The 14,953-nt window shown below is 59.3% G+C and carries 15 protein-coding genes; 11 read left to right on the top strand and 4 right to left on the bottom strand.

The features are described from left to right. Nucleotides 1–14: 14 nt before the first annotated feature. A complete protein-coding gene (locus tag ACTF58_RS11025; protein WP_438992030.1) occupies nt 15–467 on the bottom strand; it encodes an ATP-binding protein in 453 nt (150 codons plus the stop codon). A gap of 24 nt (nt 468–491) precedes the next feature. Then, nucleotides 492–830: an STAS domain-containing protein gene (locus tag ACTF58_RS11020; protein WP_438992029.1), complete on the bottom strand. Its 339-nt coding sequence runs from the start codon at nt 828–830 to the stop codon at nt 492–494. A 98-nt stretch (nt 831–928) separates the two neighbouring features. On the opposite strand from ACTF58_RS11020, the gene ACTF58_RS11015 reads away from it, so the two are divergent. The 11 genes from ACTF58_RS11015 to ACTF58_RS10965 all read left to right on the top strand — a co-directional run bounded on the left by ACTF58_RS11015 (nt 929) and on the right by ACTF58_RS10965 (nt 13,322). Next, on the top strand, nt 929–2,101 hold the full coding sequence (locus ACTF58_RS11015) for a thiolase family protein (protein WP_438992028.1): 1,173 nt from the start codon (nt 929–931) through the stop codon (nt 2,099–2,101). A gap of 72 nt (nt 2,102–2,173) precedes the next feature. Further along, nucleotides 2,174–2,626, top strand: coding sequence for a GAF domain-containing protein (locus ACTF58_RS11010; protein WP_438992027.1), 453 nt, complete (start codon nt 2,174–2,176; stop codon nt 2,624–2,626). 166 nt (nt 2,627–2,792) lie between these two features. Continuing rightward, nucleotides 2,793–3,362, top strand: a complete 570-nt coding sequence (locus tag ACTF58_RS11005) for a helix-turn-helix domain-containing protein (RefSeq protein ID WP_438992026.1) — start codon at nt 2,793–2,795, stop codon at nt 3,360–3,362. A gap of 1 nt (nt 3,363) precedes the next feature. Continuing rightward, a complete protein-coding gene (locus ACTF58_RS11000; RefSeq protein WP_438992025.1) occupies nt 3,364–3,978 on the top strand; it encodes a LysE family translocator in 615 nt (204 codons plus the stop codon). A gap of 3 nt (nt 3,979–3,981) precedes the next feature. Then, the gene (locus ACTF58_RS10995) at nt 3,982–4,605 is read left to right on the top strand and encodes a LysE family translocator (RefSeq protein WP_438992024.1); all 624 of its coding nucleotides are present in this window, start codon (nt 3,982–3,984) and stop codon (nt 4,603–4,605) included. Between the two features lie 5 nt (nt 4,606–4,610). Next, nucleotides 4,611–7,061 carry a GcvT family protein gene (locus ACTF58_RS10990; protein WP_438992023.1) on the top strand — a complete coding sequence of 817 codons (2,451 nt, stop codon included), beginning with the start codon at nt 4,611–4,613 and terminating at the stop codon, nt 7,059–7,061. Continuing rightward, nucleotides 7,058–7,954 (top strand): homocysteine S-methyltransferase family protein, encoded by an 897-nt coding sequence (locus ACTF58_RS10985; protein ID WP_438992022.1) that lies wholly within the window; start codon nt 7,058–7,060, stop codon nt 7,952–7,954. The genes ACTF58_RS10990 and ACTF58_RS10985 overlap by 4 nt, the downstream gene beginning before the upstream one ends. 91 nt (nt 7,955–8,045) lie before the next feature. Beyond that, nucleotides 8,046–10,493 carry a GcvT family protein gene (locus ACTF58_RS10980; RefSeq protein ID WP_438992021.1) on the top strand — a complete coding sequence of 816 codons (2,448 nt, stop codon included), beginning with the start codon at nt 8,046–8,048 and terminating at the stop codon, nt 10,491–10,493. A gap of 157 nt (nt 10,494–10,650) precedes the next feature. Continuing rightward, nucleotides 10,651–11,562 (top strand): EamA family transporter RarD, encoded by a 912-nt coding sequence (gene rarD / locus ACTF58_RS10975; protein WP_438992020.1) that lies wholly within the window; start codon nt 10,651–10,653, stop codon nt 11,560–11,562. Then, nucleotides 11,559–12,416, top strand: a complete 858-nt coding sequence (locus ACTF58_RS10970) for an SDR family oxidoreductase (RefSeq protein ID WP_438992019.1) — start codon at nt 11,559–11,561, stop codon at nt 12,414–12,416. Before rarD ends, ACTF58_RS10970 begins: the two co-directional genes overlap by 4 nt. 132 nt (nt 12,417–12,548) lie before the next feature. Next, the gene (locus tag ACTF58_RS10965; protein WP_438992018.1) at nt 12,549–13,322 is read left to right on the top strand and encodes an ion transporter; all 774 of its coding nucleotides are present in this window, start codon (nt 12,549–12,551) and stop codon (nt 13,320–13,322) included. Here the strand turns inward: ACTF58_RS10965 and ACTF58_RS10960 are convergent. Both ACTF58_RS10960 and ACTF58_RS10955 read right to left on the bottom strand, forming a co-directional pair. After that, on the bottom strand, nt 13,319–13,942 hold the full coding sequence (locus ACTF58_RS10960; RefSeq protein WP_438992017.1) for a hypothetical protein: 624 nt from the start codon (nt 13,940–13,942) through the stop codon (nt 13,319–13,321). The two genes, ACTF58_RS10965 and ACTF58_RS10960, sit on opposite strands and share 4 nt — an antisense overlap. Nucleotides 13,943–14,119: 177 nt before the next feature. Next, the coding region (locus ACTF58_RS10955; protein WP_438992016.1) for a transketolase C-terminal domain-containing protein at nt 14,120–14,953 on the bottom strand (834 nt) is incomplete at its 5' end.

Raw genomic sequence — 14,953 nt, 5'->3', positions numbered from 1 at the left:
CCGGGATCACCGCTTTAGAGATCCGCCTGAAAAGGCATTGAAAACATAAGCTCGTTGCGCCCGTCTTTGCGCTGATAGCTCAGATCAGACGCCAGCTTGCGCACCAGATACCAGCCAAAACCGCCCTCTGGCAGTGTCTCCAGCGGCCCGTCAAGCTCGGGCAGCCCCCCTTGCGAAATCGCTTCAAACGGCAAGGCGCGCCCCTCGTCTGTCACCAAAAAACAAAACCTCTCTGCGCAAACTGTCACGCTGACAAAAATGCGCCCGGCAGATCCAGCCTCATAAGCGTGCTCAACAATATTGTTAAACACCTCCGCCAGCACAACCTCGACCAAGCCAAGATCGTTTTGACAATGCCCGCCTCCCACCAACCCATCTATAATCGTTTGCAAGGCTTTGCGCACACCAAGCTCAGAGCCGGAAAATTCCAGCTGTATCTGCTTTTTGATATCTTTAGGGTCGCGCATCTTCGGCACTTCCTCAATCCGCCGTTAACCTGCTTGATAAAACTTTGGCACATCATCGACACTATCATGGATCGTAAAAATCGAATCCATCCGCGTCAGACGAAAGACCTTGTCGACAGTCGGCGTCAGCCCAGCAAGGTCAAGCCGCCGTGTGCGCCCCATCAACTTCATAACCGCCACAATCGCACCAAGGCCGCTTGAGTCGACAAATTCCACATCCCGCAAATCCAAAACCACGTGGCTGGCTTGCCCCGCAAGCTCGCGCAGCGCATCTTTAAACTTTAGCGCCGCCGCCGCATCAATACGTGCCGCCAGAACCCGCACAATCAAGACATCCCCCGCCTCGCTACAGCTAAACTCCATAACATTCTCCATTACCGTAGAACTACGCCCTTGAGAGACGACACTAGACGGCAAACCTTTCTATTCGGTAATGAAGGAGCAACTCAGGAGGACACCCCATGAAAAAAGTGATGATCGCAGGTGCAGCCCGCACGCCAATGGGCGGCTTTCAAGGCGTTTTTGATGGCGTCCCCGCCGCGATACTTGGCGGCGCCGCCATCCGCGCCGCCCTCGCCAACGCTGGCGCAAGCACCGTCGACGAGTTGCTGATGGGCTGCGTTCTACCCGCAGGCCAAGGCCAGGCGCCAGCCCGTCAAGCTGGATTCGCAGGCGGCCTCGGCGAGGAGGTTCCCGCCACAACCGTCAATAAAATGTGTGGCTCAGGCATGAAAACCACCATGATGGGCTTTGACCAGATCGCCCTTGGCAACACAGACACAGTGGTCACAGGCGGCATGGAATCTATGTCAAATGCGCCCTATCTTCTGGAAAAAATGCGCTCAGGCGCGCGGATCGGCCACCAGAAGGTGATTGATCATATGTTCCTCGACGGGCTTGAAGACGCCTATGACAAGGGCCGCCTCATGGGCACCTTCGCGGAAGATTGCGCCGAGAAATACCAGTTCACCCGCGCCTCACAAGACGATTACGCCATAGGCTCGCTTAATGGCGCGCTCGAGGCCATCCGCACAGGCGCTTTCGAGGGCGAAGTCGCCCCCGTCACCCTGACAACCCGCAAAGGTGACATCATCATCACCGAGGACGAACAGCCCGCAAAAGCCCGCCCCGAAAAAATCCCGACGCTCAAGCCCGCCTTCCGCGAAGGTGGCACAGTCACTGCCGCCAATGCCTCCTCCATCTCCGATGGCGCAGCCGCACTTGTTCTTGCTTCAGAAGAGGCCGCAAACGCCCAAGGCCTGACACTGCGCGCCCAGATCATCGGCCATGCAAGCCATGCCCAAGCCCCCGGCTGGTTCGCCACAGCACCAATCCCCGCCGCGCAGAAACTTCTCAAAAATATCGGCTGGTCTGTCGACGACGTCGACCTTTGGGAAGTCAACGAAGCCTTCGCCGTTGTCCCCATGGCCTTCATGCAAGACATGGGCATCGCGCGTGACAAGATAAACGTCAATGGCGGTGCCTGCGCCCTCGGCCACCCGATCGGCGCCTCTGGCACACGCATCATCGTGACCCTCCTCAATGCTCTGGAAAAACGCGACCTCAAACGCGGCGTTGCCGCGATCTGTATCGGTGGCGGCGAAGGCACAGCCATCGCAATAGAACGCGTCTAACCCTTTTTCTTTCTAAAAATATCCCGGGGTGCGGGGCAGCGCCCCGCTCCGGCCCTCTCAAAAGGCACAGCCATGCAGGTCAACTACGACACCCTCGCCAAAACAATCCGTTCGCTCACAACAGGCGAAACAGACACAGTCGCCCTCATGGCAACCCTCGCCTGTGAAATCCATCATTCCGATGATCGCTTCGACTGGACAGGGTTTTACCGTGTAACAGAGCCTGATCTGCTCAAGATCGGCCCCTACCAAGGCGGTCACGGCTGTTTGCAAATCCCTTTTTCCCGCGGGGTCTGCGGCGCCGCAGCGCGGACCCGCACGGTGCAACTTGTCGACGATGTAGACGCTTTTGAAGACCATATCGCCTGCGCCTCCAGCACCCGCTCGGAACTTGTCCTGCCTGTGTTCAACGTCGCCGGCGAAGTGATCGCCGTGCTCGACATCGATAGTGATCAGCCTGCGGCCTTCACTCTTGAGGATGCCGAGGCGTTAGAGGCGATACTGGCTGAGGTATTTTCTTTTTGATTTGAGTTCGAATTTCGCTTCGCGAAATCCGACCCGTTGAGGGGGCCAGCCCCCTCAAACTCCCCCGGGATATTTTCAGCAAAAAGAAAGAGTGTGAAAAAAGGCTTTGAAATTTCACCCTCCTGATGCATCGTGAAAATTGGTAATCAAATTTCACGGGATTCGGATGAACCAGGCGACAACTTCTTCGCAGACCCTCGGCGCCGATCTGCGCGCTTTGCGAAAGGCGCGTGGTTTGACGCTGACGGATATGGCGGAGACGCTTGGCCGCTCGGTGGGCTGGCTCAGCCAGGTTGAACGTGACCTCTCCGAACCGTCCATCACCGATCTGCGCCATATGGCGCGCACGCTTGGCGTATCTGTTTCAATGTTGTTCAGTCACGCGCCAGCGCCCACAGATGAGGCCGGTTATGTGGTGCGCAACGGGGCCCGCCGCCCCATTGGCTCAGGCGAGGCGGGGCTTGTCGAGGAGCTCCTCTCTCCTGATCTCACCGATGATTTCGAGATGGTCCATTCTACCTTTGCACCCCAGTCGCGCATTGGTGAAGCCGTAACGCGCCCCACGCAAGAGGTCGGCTACCTGATCTCTGGCAGGCTTGATCTGGTCATTGGTGGCAAGCGCTTCACAATCCATCCGGGGGACAGTTTCCGCATTCGGGGCGAGCCGTTTGAGTGGATCAACCCCTATGATGACCCTGCCGTGGCGATCTGGGTCATCGCGCCGCCGGTGTATTGACATGAGCTTCGAAGCCTGGACCCTATTTGCGCTTTTCTGGCTGGTGTTTGTCACAACCCCTGGCCCAAATGCTGTCAACTGCATCCAGTCGGGCATGAGTCTCGGATTTCTCCGCGCCTTGCCCGCCGTCGCGGCGATCCTCTGTCAGGCGATTTTGTTTCTCACACTCTCGGGCTTTGGCATCACAGCGCTTCTCGCAGCGTCTGCGACAGCCTTTCTCGTTCTCAAATATGCAGGGGCCGCTTTTCTCGTTTATCTCGGCTTGCGGGCTGTTCTGATGGCGCATTTGCCGATCAAGGCAGACACGCACGCAGGCCGCTCGCTCTTCACCCGCGCCTTTCTCATCGCGACAATCAACCCGAAATCTGTCGCAGGCTACTTCGCCGCCTTCAGCCAGTTTGTAGACCCTACTACAGCCATTTCAGCGCAAATGTGGCTGATTGTGCCCACCGCGCTCAGCCTCACAACGCTCAGCTATGTGACATATACAGCCCTTGGCGCGGGTCTTGGAAAGCTCGCGCTCGGCGCTGTCTTCAACGTATGGTTCCGCCGTGCAATGGGCCTCTGTTTTATCGCCTATGGCCTCGCACTTGGCGCCACATCTGGGAGAGTTTAGGCCATGTTAGAGACGTTTTTTGCCATGGACACAGCCTTGATCCTGACCTTCACAGGCGCAGGTATCCTGCTCAATATCACCCCTGGCTCAGATGTCGCCTTTTCTATGGCTTCGGGCATATCAGGCGGCCCCCGCGCAGGCATCGCCGCCGCGACAGGGATCGCGTTCGGGGGCCTCACCCATATGATGTTCGCGGTTCTCGGTATTTCGGCTGCGCTCATGGCCGTGCCACACGCCTATGACATGATCCGCTACCTCGGCGCCGCCTATCTGATTCTGCTCGCCATCAAAACATGGCGCGCCCCACCCGAGCTGGAGAAAGCACGCGGCGCAACACGCCTCTTCTCGGCGTTGAAGCGCGGCTATCTGACAAACCTGCTCAACCCGAAAGTCGCGCTCTTCATTGTCGCCTTTCTGCCCCAGTTCACCCGTCCCGAAGCGGGGCCAATCTGGCAGCAAATCCTCATCCTCGGGCTTATCTTCAACGCCTCGGGCCTGATCATCAACAGCACCTATGGCATCGCCGCTGGCCTCGCGGGCCAGCGCATCATCCGTATGGGCGGAACGCTCAACAAAATCACATCCATCGTCTTCGGCGGCCTCGCTGCACGCCTCATCTGGGAGTAAACATCATGTCCGATATTCCAACAAAAGCCCGCGTGGTCGTCATCGGTGGCGGCGTTGTCGGCTGCTCTGTGCTCTATCACCTCGGCCTCAAAGGCTGGACAGATTGTGTTCTGCTCGAAAAGAACGAACTGACCGCAGGCAGCACATGGCACGCCGCAGGCAACGTGCCCACCTTCTCGACCTCATGGTCGATCATGAATATGCAGCGCTACTCGACAGAGCTTTACGCCCGCCTCGGCGCAGAAGTCGACTATCCCATGAACTATCACCAGTCAGGCTCGATCCGCCTGGCCCATACCAAAGAGCGTATGCAGGAATTCGAGCGCGCCGCCTCTATGGGCCGCTACCAAGGCATCGCCATGGAAATCTGGACCCCCGAGGAAGCCAAGGCGCATTACCCTTTCCTTGAAACCCACGATCTCGCAGGTGTGCTCTACGATCCGACAGACGGCGATATCGACCCCGCTCAGCTTACCCAAGCCCTCGCCAAAGGCGCGCGCGACATGGGCCAGAAAATCCTTCGCTTCACCCCCGCCACAGGCGTCACCCAGCAGGCTGACAAAAGCTGGATCGTGCACACCGAAAAAGGCAATATCGCCGCCGACTATGTGGTCAACGCCGCAGGCTATTACGCCCAGCGCGTCGGCGAATGGTTCAAGCCCTATGGCGGGCGCACCGTTCCGATGATGGTGATGGAGCACCAGTATCTGCTGACAGAGCAGATCCCCGAGGTGGTCGCATGGTCCGAAGAACACGGCAAAAAGCTCCCACTCATCCGCGATGTAGACGTCTCCTATTACCTGCGCCAAGAAAAAGGTGGCTACAATCTCGGCCCCTATGAGCCAAATTGCAAACCCCACTGGGAAGGCGGCGACGCCGAGATGCCCGACGATTTCTCCTTCCAGCTCTGGCAGGAAGACCTCGACCGCATTGAGGATATCGTCACAGACGCCATGGAGCGCGTCCCGCTCATGGCCACAACAGGTGTCTCCAGCGTCATCAACGGCCCGATCCCCTATGCCCCCGATGGCCTCCCGCTGATCGGCCCGATGCCGGGCGTCGACAACGCGTTTGAGGCCTGCGTCTTTACCTTCGGAATCGCTCAAGGCGGCGGCGCGGGCAAGGTCATGGCCGAATGGATCGTCGATGGCGCAACCGAATGGGATATGTGGGCCGTGGATCCGCGCCGCTACACCGACTACACAGATCACGACTACTGCGTCGCCAAGGGCATGGAAGTCTACGGCAATGAATACGCCATGCACTTCCCATGGCACCGCTGGCCCGCCGCTCCCGACCGCAAGCTCTCGCCCGTCCACGCCCGCGTCAAAGCGCTTGGCGGCCAGATGGGCGATTACAACGGCTGGGAGCGCGCCAACTGGTTCGCTCAGGACGGCGACGACACTTCCGAAGAAGCGACACATACATGGGCGCGCTCTGGCCCATGGGAGCAGCGCATCCGCGAAGAATGCGAAGCCGTGCGCGATAGCGTCGGCGTCCTTGATCTCCCGGGCTTCTCCCGCTTCAATCTCTCTGGCACAGGTGCCGCAGAGTTCTTGCGTAGCCAGATCACTGGCGCCCTGCCTAAAATCGGCCGCATGAATCTGATGTATTTCGCCGACAATCGCGGCCGTATCCTCACCGAAATGAGCTGCATCCGCCATGACGAGGACAGCTTCACACTGATCACAGCGGCTACCGCGCAGTGGCATGACTACGAGCTTCTGCGCGCCCGCCTCCCCGAGGGCCTCAGCCTCACAGACCACTCCACAGAGTTCGGAACCCTGATCGTCACAGGCCCGAAGGCCCGCGCGCTTTTCGAGCAAATCGGCACAGACGCAGACCTCTCCCTGCCGTGGCTCTCTCACCAGTCCGCCACAGTCGCAGACCAGCCCTGCGCCCTCGCCCGTGTCTCCTTCGCAGGTGAGCTTGGCTGGGAAGTCCACGCCACAAATGCCGCCCTGCCTGCGATCTATGAGGCCATCCTCGCAGCCGGAGCCAAGCCCTTCGGGATGTGGGCGCTCAATTCCCTGCGCCTCGAAAAAGGCTACCGCGCATGGAAGGGCGATCTTTCCACAGATTACTCCCTCTTCGAAGGCGGCCTCGAGCGCTTTGTGAAGCTCGACAAGCCACAAGACTTTCCCGGCAAAGCCGCGCTTCTGGCCGAAAAGCAGCAAGGCAGCAAAAAGCGCTTCGTCACCCTCACGGTCGAGGCAGGCGACACCGACGCGCCCTATATGTCCTGCATCTATTCTGGCGGCGAGATCGTCGGCGAAACAACCTCAGGCGGCTGGGGCTATCGCATCGGCAAATCCATCGCCTTGGGCATGATCAGAGCCGATCTGGCGACAGCTGGCACAGAGCTTGAGGTCGAAATCTACGGCACACGCTGCAAAGCCGTGGTTGAAGAAGATGCGCCCCTCTGGGACGCCAACAACGAAAGACTGCGCGCATGACAGACATAACCCTCCTCGACGGCTCCATCGGTCAGGAAATCGTCAAGCGCTCGGGCAGCCGCGCCACCCCGCTCTGGTCCACATCGGTGATGATGGAGCAGCCCGACGTCGTGCGCGCCGTGCACCTTGACTACTTCAACAGAGGCGCAACCATCGCCACAACAAACAGCTACGCCGTCTGGCCCGACAGGCTCGAACGCGTCGGCCTCGCAGATGAGCACCTGCGCCTCCTCGACACGGCCGCCGCCGAGGCCGTGGCCGCCCGCGCCACGCATGGCTCTGGTCGAATCGCCGCCTCCCTTGGCCCGCTCGGCGCAAGCTATCGCCCTGATATCGCGGTCCCGCTTGACGAGGCCGCCACAGCCTACCGCATCAATATGGAACGCCTCGCGCCAAGCGCCGATCTCTTCCTGATCGAAACGGTCTCCTCCCTGCACGCCGCCCGCGGCGCTCTCATGGGCTGCACAGGTGCCGACAAACCCGTCTGGCTCGCCGTCACAGTCGATGATGATGACGGCACCAAACTGCGCTCTGGCGAATCCGTCTCTAACTTGGCCCAACTTGTAAAAGACTTCGCCCCCGCCGCGCTCCTCGTCAACTGCTCCCGCCCCGAAGCCATAGCAGCAGCCCTCGATCTCATCGCGCCCATAGGCCTGCCCTTCGGCGCCTATGCCAATGGCTTCACGCGGATCTCCGAAGGCTTCCTGAAAGACGCCCCCACAGTCGACGCATTAGAACAACGCAAAGACCTCGGCCCAAAAGACTACGCCCAGTTCGCCATGCACTGGATCGCCCAAGGCGCAACCATCGTGGGCGGCTGCTGCGAAGTCGGCCCCGACCACATCGCCGAACTCGCCACCCAACTCAAAGCCGCAGGCCACACCATAACCTAACCTTTCTTTTTGCCAAAAATATCCCGGGGGTGCGGGGGCTGGCCCCCGCCACTCCGCCAAGCCAAGCCCCACCATCCATGGAGTCACCCAAATGCCAACCCTCCCCTCCAAAGCCCGCGTCGTTATCATCGGTGGCGGCATCGTCGGATGCTCCGTCGCCTATCACCTGACAAAACTCGGCTGGAAAGATGTGGTGCTGCTCGAGCGCAAACAGCTCACCTCAGGCACAACATGGCACGCCGCAGGCCTCATCGCACAGCTGCGCGCCACCGCCAATATGACCAAGCTCGCGAAATACTCCCAAGAGCTCTACGGCAATCTTGAGGCTGAAACAGGCGTCGCCACAGGCTTCAAGCGCGTCGGCTCCATCACAGCCGCCCTCACCTCCGAGCGCCTGGAAGAGCTACACCGCTCCGCCGCCATGGCCCGTGCTTTCGGTGTCGCGGTCGAAGAAATCAGCCCCCAAGAGATCAAGCAACGCTACGAACACCTCAACATCGACGGTGTCACAGGCGGCGTCTACCTGCCGCTTGACGGGCAGGGCGACCCCGCCAACATCGCCCTCGCCCTCGCAAAAGGCGCGCGCCAGCGTGGCGCCACCGTGCAAGAGCGCGTCAAAGTCACGGATATCGCCAAAACAGGCCGCCGCGTCACATCCGTCAACTGGCAAGGCGAAGACGGCACAACAGGCACAATAGAAACCGACCATATCGTCAACTGCGCTGGTATGTGGGGCCGCGACGTCGGCAAAATGGCGGGCGTCAATGTTCCCCTCCACGCCTGCGAGCACTTCTATATCGTCTCCGAGCCGATCGCAGGCCTCACGCAGCTTCCTGTCCTGCGCGTCCCTGATGAATGCGCCTATTACAAAGAAGACGCAGGCAAGCTCATGCTCGGTGCCTTCGAGCCGCGTGCCAAACCTTGGGGCATGGAGGGCATCGCCGAGAGCTTTGAGTTCGACCAGCTTCAGGAAGACTTCGATCACTTCGAGCCGATTCTTGAAAAAGCCGTCAACCGTATGCCCATGCTCGGCGAAGCCGGCATCCACACCTTCTTCAACGGCCCCGAAAGCTTCACGCCCGACAACGCCTATCACCTTGGCCTCGCCCACGAGATGGACAACGTCTGGGTCGCCGCCGGCTTCAATTCGATCGGGATCCAGTCCGCTGGCGGCGCAGGTATGGCCCTCGCCGCATGGATGGACACAGGCAGCAAGCCGTTTGATCTGGGCGATGTCGATATTTCTCGGATGCAGCCCTTCCAAGGCAACGCGCATTACCTCTTTGAGCGCTCAAAAGAAGCCCTCGGCCTGCTTTATGCCGATCACTTCCCCTTCCGCCAGAAAGATACAGCCCGCGGCATCCGCCGCACGCCCTTTCACGACAAGCTGCTCGCAAACGGCGCCGTCATGGGCGAGCTGGCAGGCTGGGAGCGCGCCAACTGGTTCGCCAATGAGGGCCAAGAGGCAGACTACAGCTACACATGGCAGCGCCAGAACTGGTTTGACAATCGCGCCACTGAGCATACCGCCATCCGCGAAAACATCGGGATGTATGATATGTCGTCCTTCGGCAAACTGCGCGTCGAAGGCCCCGATGCCGAAGCCTTCCTCAACCACGTCTGCGGCGCAAATATGTCCGTTCCCAAAGGCAAGATCGTTTACACACAGTTCCTCAATGCAACCGGCGGGATCGAGGCCGACGTCACCGTCACCCGCCTCTCCGAGACAGCCTATCTCGTGGTCACGCCCGCCGCCACGCGCCTCGCGGATGAAACATGGTTGCGCCGCAATCTCGGCTCCCACATGGCCATCATCACCGATGTCACAGCCGCCGAAGGCGTGCTCGCCGTCATGGGGCCAAACGCGCGCAAGCTCTTGCAAGCCGTTTCGCCAAATGACTTCTCAAACGAGGCAAACCCCTTCGGAACAGCCCAAGAGATCGAGCTTGGCATGGGGCTCGCCCGCGCCCACCGCGTCTCCTACGTCGGCGAACTCGGCTGGGAGATCTACGTCAGCGCAGACATGGCAAGCCACGCTTTCGAGACACTCCATAAAGCAGGCCAGCCCCTCGGCCTCAAGCTCTGCGGTATGCACGCGATGGACAGCTGCCGGATCGAGAAAGCCTTCCGCCACTTCGGCCACGATATCACAGCAGAGGACAATGTCATCGACGCCGGCCTCAGCTTCGCAGTCGATCTCTCCAAACCCGACTTCATAGGCAAATCAGCCGTCGCCACCCGCAAGGAAACAGGCCCCAAAGCGCGCATGGTGCAGTTCCTCCTGGAAGACAGCGGACCGCTCCTCTACCACAACGAACCAATCCTGCGGGATGGCGAGATCGTCGGCTACCTGTCCTCAGGCGGCTACGGCCACAGCCTCGGCGCAGCCGTGGGCCTCGGTTACGTTCCCTGCGAAGGCCAATCCGCCGCCGATGTCCTCGCCTCTACTTACGAAATCGACGTCAAAGGAACCCGCGTCAAAGCAAAGGCCTCCCTCAAGCCAATGTATGATCCAAAGTCGGAGAAAGTGCGCGCCTAACCCTTCCTCTTTCTAAAAATATCCTGGGGAGCGCGAGGGGCAAAGCCCCTCGCCCTGGTCGGAGTGTGCGAAGCACACTCCGAAACCCAAGCAACACGTCACAGGGCTGGTCCTCCCCCCCAAAACAGCCTAGTCAGTCAAGGAAGAGGAGCACAGCATGACCGAAAACCGCGACACCCCCCAAGGCCTCGCCTTTGCGCTCACAGCCTATGTGCTCTGGGGCTTCCTGCCGCTCTACATGAAACTCCTCAGCCATATTCCCCCCGCAGAAGTCGTCGCGCACCGCGTGCTCTGGTCGCTTCCCATCGCAGCCACCCTGCTCATACTCCTCGGTCGCACCTCCGATATCAAAACGGCTCTGACAACGCCCAAAATGCTCGCCATGGGCTGCGTCACAGCCGCGCTCATTTCGATCAACTGGGGTTTCTACGTCTGGGCCATCACATCAGGCCACACCCTTGATGCCGCCCTTGGTTATTACATCAACCCGCTGTTCTCCGTCTTCCTTGGTGCGGTCCTGCTTGGCGAGCGGCCAAACAAGCTCCAGCTCGCCGCCCTCGCACTGGCCTTTGCCGCTGTGGTGGTCCTCACGCTTGAGGCAGGTTCGCTCCCTTGGGTGGCCATCGCCCTCTTCGTCACATGGGGCTTTTACGCACTGGCCAAAAAGTCGCTCCCCATCGGCCCCAATCAAGGCTTCCTCCTTGAAGTGATCATCCTCACACCGCCCGCACTCGCCTATATTCTCTGGCTCGGCCCGACAGGAAATTTTCTCGCCAACAGCTATGATACATGGCTCCTCCTCGGCTGCGGCGTGGTCACAGCGGTGCCGCTTCTCATCTACGCCAACGGCGCCAAGCTTCTGCGCCTCAGCACAATCGCAATTTTGCAATATATCGCGCCGACAATGATTTTCCTGATCGGCGTGTTTGTGTTCAAAGAGCCCTTCGGCGGCGCACGGATGATCGCCTTCCCGATGATCTGGATGGCGCTTGTGCTCTATTCCGTCGCGATCTTGCGCACCATGCGCGCAACACGCAAACTGGCCGCCAAAACAGCAACAACACCATGACACAAACCCTTCTCACCATTGGTCAGGGCTATTCTGCCAATTCACTGGCCAAGCGTCTCGCCCCCGAAGGCTGGCAGCTTTTCGGCACAACCCGTTCGCCCGAGAAATATGCCGCAATCAAGGCCCAAGGCGTCACGCCACTCCTCTTCCCTGACGGCGATCTGACAGACGCGCTGTCCAAGGCGACACACCTGCTTGTCTCCGCCTCCCCCACAGAGGGTGGAGATCCCTTTTTGGCAAAATACGGCTCTAAACTGGCTCAACGCGCACCCGCTCTTCAATGGGTCGGCTATCTCTCCACAACAGGCGTCTACGGCGACCACAAAGGCGGATGGGTCACAGAAGACACGCCCCTGACGCCGAGCAGCCGCCGCGGCCTGATGCGCGTTGAAGCCGAAGAGCAATGGCGCGGCACAGGCCTGCCGCTGCATATCTTCCGCCTCGCAGGGATCTATGGCCCCCACCGCGGACCCTTTGAAAAAATCCGCAACGGCACAGCCAGACGGATCATAAAAGACGGGCAGGTCTTCTCGCGCACCCATGTCGACGATATTGCCCAAGTGCTGCTCGCCTCGATCAATAGCCCCAACCCGGGCGCCGCCTATAATGTTTGCGATGATATGCCAGCCCCGCCGCAAGACGTGCTCGCCTATGCCGCCGAGCTTCTCGGCATGGCCCCGCCCCCCGAAGTGCGCTTTGAAGAGGCCGAGCTGTCCCCCATGGCGCGCAGCTTTTATGGCGAAAGCAAACGCGTCGCAAATGACCGTATCAAAGACGACCTCGGCGTAAACCTGCTCTACCCCGACTATATGTCTGGCCTGGCGGCTATCCTCGCTGCCGAAACGCACAGATAAAGCGCCTCGTAATGTCTCGGTGCTGTGGGCCTGCCGCCACAATGCTATGATTCAGGTTTAGACAGCGCGAATAAACTTGCCTTTAACGCCCAAGCCCCTACCTAACGCTAAACCCTAGCTTCCGAGGCCAATATGTCCCTGCGCGCAACGCTCGCCAAACTCGTGGATCATCCGAGAACCGCAACGATCATCACAGCCGTGATCATCTTCAACGCGATCATCCTCGGCTTGGAAACCTCCCGAAGCGCCATGGCAAGTTATGGCGGCCTGATCAAAGCGCTCGACACCCTCTGCCTGACCATCTTCGTGCTCGAGCTGGTGGCAAAGCTCGTCGCCCATGGCCCCCGCTTTTTCCGCTCGGGCTGGAACATTTTTGATTTCGTGATCATCACAATCTCGCTCATCCCCGCAGGCCAAGGCTTCTCCGCCATGCGCGCCCTGCGCATCCTGCGGGTTCTGCGCGTCATATCAGTCGCGCCCTCCCTGCGCCGCGTCGTCGAAGGCCTGATCAAAGCCATGCCCGGCATGGGCTCGGTCTTCATGCTGATGGCGCTCATCTTCTACATCGGCGCCGTCATCGCGACAAAACTCTTCGCCGACGCCTTCCCGCAGTGGTTCGGCTCGCTCGGAGCATCTGGCTATACCCTCTTCCAGATCATGACACTCGAAAGCTGGTCCATGGGGATCGTCCGCCCCGTGATGGAAGTCTACCCCTACGCATGGGCCTTCTTCCTGCCGTTCATCCTCGTGACAACCTTCGCAGTGGTCAACCTGCTCGTCGGCCTCGTGGTCAACTCCATGCAAGACGCCCACCACACAGAAGACGTCGCCAACACAGACGCCTACCGCGACGACGTAAAAGCGCGGCTGGATGCGATAGATAAGAAGCTGGATAAGCTCCTCTAAGGCCGCTGGCGCACCAGCGCCATGATCTTCAACTCTGGTTTGATCCAGTCCGCAGTATCTGGACATATCCAGCGGAGAAGCTCCAGCGTTTCCGAGTAATCCAGCGTGATATTTCGCCCAATCAAGGTTTCATGATGGGAAATACGGTTTCTCAACACCCTGATCTTGTTGCAACGGTCCAAAATTTGCTCTCTCGAAATGGCCTCAGCCAAAGGTGTTTCCGCGCAAAAGCACTGCCAAAGATGCGCCTCATATTTCGGGAGAAACATATTCGTCCAAAACCCGAAGCTTAGCTCAGCAGTGATACGTCCGTCCGTAAGGGTACGGTCGCTTTTCACCACTTCCTTCACCGCTCTCAATAGAATCCCCTTGCCGCGCTTTCCCAACAAGCTTTGAAATTGAGCGCTATCCCACCATTGATCCCCAAACGCTTCCTTCAAACACAAAATGATGCGATTTCTCAGTGCAACTTCGATCGAAGCAAGCAATGGGTAGAAGGCAGAAGAGAGATGCAAATTCCACATATAAAGCTTGAAGGCGCGGCTCTGATCATAACCAACAGCCTTCAAATAGGGTTCAAATCTATCGGCTGAGAGGGATGGTAGTATCTTTTGTGTCAATATGTTGTTTCTTCATGGATTCACTTCCCCAAATCGCACTCGCAAACGCACGCTGAGTCAAGTAATCATTGATTTTCGATACGGTATGGCACATTTTAGATGTGTCGAGAGCGAATCGAAGCTCTCAATCAGTTAGAGCCCCGCGACAGCCTTAGGGTCCTCGCGGGGTTTCGCTTTTCAGGCCCGCTTCACCTGAGCCACACCCAAAACATCCAGAACTTTCGTTACAATATCATCGGCCTCTAGCCCTGCCTCGGCATACATTTCCTTGGGCGAGCCTTGGTCAATGAACCAGTCGGGCAAGACCATAGAGCGGAACTTCAGCCCCGCATCAAACGCGCCTTCTTCGGCCAGAAGCTGCGCCACGTGTGAGCCAAACCCGCCCACAGCGCCCTCTTCCAGCGTGATCAAAACGTCATGCTCGCGCGCCAGCCGCAAGATCATCTCTTTGTCCAAAGGCTTCGCAAACCGCGCGTCTGCAACCGTCGGATTGATCCCCTTGGCCGCGAGCGTCTCGGCGGCGGCCTCGGCCTCGGCCAGCCGCGTGCCAAAGCTCAGAAGCGCAACCCGCGCGCCTTCGCGCACGACGCGGCCCTTGCCAATCTCAAGCGCAACGCCGCGCTGAGGCATCTCAACGCCAACACCCTCGCCGCGCGGATACCTGAAGGCAATCGGCCCGCTATCATGCGCCGCAGCAGTCGCCACCATATGCTTCAGCTCGGCCTCGTCGCTAGCGGCCATCACAACCATATTGGGCAGATTCGCGAGATAAGCGATGTCATAGCTCCCCGCGTGTGTCGCCCCGTCCGCGCCGACAAGCCCCGCACGGTCAATCGCAAAGCGCACAGGCAGGTTCTGCAAAGCCACATCATGCACAATCTGGTCATAACCGCGCTGCAAAAATGTCGAATACATCGTGCAAAACGGCTTCATGCCGCCCGCCGCCAGCGCAGCGCAAAAGGTCACGCCATGTTGCTCGGCAATGCTCACATCAAAGCAGCGCGACGGGTA

The sequence above is a fragment of the Lentibacter sp. genome (assembly GCF_965657785.1).
Lineage (GTDB): Bacteria > Pseudomonadota > Alphaproteobacteria > Rhodobacterales > Rhodobacteraceae > Lentibacter.
This window is presented reverse-complemented; position numbering and strand designations above follow the sequence as displayed.

Bases quoted from the DNA above. Each gene is read 5' to 3' on its own strand.
- ACTF58_RS11025 (WP_438992030.1), bottom strand. From the start codon at position 467: ATGCGCGACCCTAAAGATATCAAAAAGCAGATACAGCTGGAATTTTCC.
- ACTF58_RS11020 (WP_438992029.1), bottom strand. From the start codon at position 830: ATGGAGTTTAGCTGTAGCGAGGCGGGGGATGTCTTGATTGTGCGGGTT.
- ACTF58_RS11015 (WP_438992028.1), top strand. From the start codon at position 929: ATGAAAAAAGTGATGATCGCAGGTGCAGCCCGCACGCCAATGGGCGGC.
- ACTF58_RS11010 (WP_438992027.1), top strand. From the start codon at position 2,174: ATGCAGGTCAACTACGACACCCTCGCCAAAACAATCCGTTCGCTCACA.
- ACTF58_RS11005 (WP_438992026.1), top strand. From the start codon at position 2,793: ATGAACCAGGCGACAACTTCTTCGCAGACCCTCGGCGCCGATCTGCGC.
- ACTF58_RS11000 (WP_438992025.1), top strand. From the start codon at position 3,364: ATGAGCTTCGAAGCCTGGACCCTATTTGCGCTTTTCTGGCTGGTGTTT.
- ACTF58_RS10995 (WP_438992024.1), top strand. From the start codon at position 3,982: ATGTTAGAGACGTTTTTTGCCATGGACACAGCCTTGATCCTGACCTTC.
- ACTF58_RS10990 (WP_438992023.1), top strand. From the start codon at position 4,611: ATGTCCGATATTCCAACAAAAGCCCGCGTGGTCGTCATCGGTGGCGGC.
- ACTF58_RS10985 (WP_438992022.1), top strand. From the start codon at position 7,058: ATGACAGACATAACCCTCCTCGACGGCTCCATCGGTCAGGAAATCGTC.
- ACTF58_RS10980 (WP_438992021.1), top strand. From the start codon at position 8,046: ATGCCAACCCTCCCCTCCAAAGCCCGCGTCGTTATCATCGGTGGCGGC.
- rarD (WP_438992020.1), top strand. From the start codon at position 10,651: ATGACCGAAAACCGCGACACCCCCCAAGGCCTCGCCTTTGCGCTCACA.
- ACTF58_RS10970 (WP_438992019.1), top strand. From the start codon at position 11,559: ATGACACAAACCCTTCTCACCATTGGTCAGGGCTATTCTGCCAATTCA.
- ACTF58_RS10965 (WP_438992018.1), top strand. From the start codon at position 12,549: ATGTCCCTGCGCGCAACGCTCGCCAAACTCGTGGATCATCCGAGAACC.